The sequence below is a fragment of the Nocardiopsis synnemataformans genome (genome assembly GCF_965343085.1).
Classification (GTDB): Bacteria; Actinomycetota; Actinomycetes; order Streptosporangiales; family Streptosporangiaceae; genus Nocardiopsis; species Nocardiopsis alborubida.
In genome coordinates, this window is the sequence record NZ_CBDRFA010000163.1 from 1 (window position 1) to 2,011 (window position 2,011).

At 58.0% G+C, this 2,011-nt stretch carries 1 rRNA gene; it reads right to left on the bottom strand.

Features of this window, described 5'->3' with window-relative positions:
- Nucleotides 1–191: 191 nt before the first annotated feature.
- Nucleotides 192–1,724 (bottom strand): 16S ribosomal RNA (locus tag ACSIH6_RS39245).
- Nucleotides 1,725–2,011 lie beyond the last annotated feature (287 nt).

Sequence of the window (2,011 nt, forward strand, 5' to 3'; positions counted from 1 at the left end):
ACCAGCGGCCGAAGGTTGCTTCCTCAGACACCCAACAGCGCGCCCCCGGGCGCTTCTAGTCACCCGGAGTCAAGTTCGATTCCTCTTCAGCCACTCCTGAACAGCCAACACCCGAAGGCGTCCGTGCTGCCAGGTCCACTTTCGAGTCCGGCCGGCTGTAGAAGTAATGCCGACCTGTAAAGACTCCTTAGAAAGGAGGTGATCCAGCCGCACCTTCCGGTACGGCTACCTTGTTACGACTTCGTCCCAATCGCCAGCCCCACCTTCACTCACTCCCTCCCACAAGGGGTTAGGCCGCAAGTTTCGGGTGTTGCCGACTTTCATGACGTGACGGGCGGTGTGTACAAGGCCCGGGAACGTATTCACCGCGGCGTTGCTGATCCGCGATTACTAGCGACTCCACCTTCATGGGGTCGAGTTGCAGACCCCAATCCGAACTGAGACCGGCTTTTAGGGATTCGCTCCACCTTACGGTATCGCACGCCCATTGTACCGGCCATTGTAGCATGTTTGCAGCCCAAGACATAAGGGGCATGATGACTTGACGTCATCCCCACCTTCCTCCGAGTTGACCCCGGCAGTCTCCCATGAGTCCCCACCATTACGTGCTGGCAACATGGAATAAGGGTTGCGCTCGTTGCGGGACTTAACCCAACATCTCACGACACGAGCTGACGACAGCCATGCACCACCTGTCACCCGCCAACTAAATGACCTCACATCTCTGCGAGTCCACGGGTGATGTCAAACCTTGGTAAGGTTCTTCGCGTTGCGTCGAATTAAGCAACATGCTCCGCCGCTTGTGCGGGCCCCCGTCAATTCCTTTGAGTTTTAGCCTTGCGGCCGTACTCCCCAGGCGGGGCGCTTAATGCGTTAGCTACGGCGCGGAAACCGTGGAAAGTCCCCACACCTAGCGCCCAACGTTTACGGCATGGACTACCAGGGTATCTAATCCTGTTCGCTCCCCATGCTTTCGCTCCTCAGCGTCAGGTAAGGCCCAGAGACCCGCCTTCGCCACCGGTGTTCCTCCTGATATCTGCGCATTTCACCGCTACACCAGGAATTCCAGTCTCCCCTACCTACCTCTAGCATGCCCGTATCCACTGCAGAACCGGAGTTAAGCCCCGGTCTTTCACAGCAGACGCGACACGCCGCCTACGAGCTCTTTACGCCCAATAATTCCGGACAACGCTCGGACCCTACGTATTACCGCGGCTGCTGGCACGTAGTTAGCCGGTCCTTATTCCCCACCTACCGTCAACCCGAAGAAAACCCCGGGCCTGCGTTGGTGGTAAAAGAGGTTTACAACCCGAAGGCCGTCATCCCCCACGCGGCGTCGCTGCGTCAGGCTTTCGCCCATTGCGCAATATTCCCCACTGCTGCCTCCCGCAGGAGTCTGGGCCGTGTCTCAGTCCCAGTGTGGCCGGTCGCCCTCTCAGGCCGGCTACCCGTAATCGCCTTGGTAGGCCTTTACCCCACCAACAAGCTGATAGGCCGCGAGCCCATCCCTGACCGAAAAACTTTCCACCCTCCACCATGAGATGGGAGGTCGTATCCGGTATTAGACGGCGTTTCCACCGCTTATCCCAGAGTCAGGGGCAGGTTGCTCACGTGTTACTCACCCGTTCGCCGCTCGTGTACCCCGAAGGGCCTTACCGCTCGACTTGCATGTGTTAAGCACGCCGCCAGCGTTCGTCCTGAGCCAGGATCAAACTCTCCATAAAGGTCACTCAACCCAACCCGGCCGCGAGGGCCTGGGCGGGTAAACCTAGAAGTAATCCTGACCAACCGGGTTACCCCGGCTAATCAAAGGAACCTCGCACACGAACCTTGCGGTTGCGTGTGTCGGGGCCAAAACAAACATGGCTTAAAGAAAATCAAACACGCGCTGTTGAGTTCTCAAGAAACAACCGCTCTTCGCTTACGAGCCCACCCGGTGAGGGTGTTGCTTTTCCGCCGAAGGCGTCTGCGTTTCCGCTTTGTTGTGTCTTTACTTTATCAGGTGTTCCGC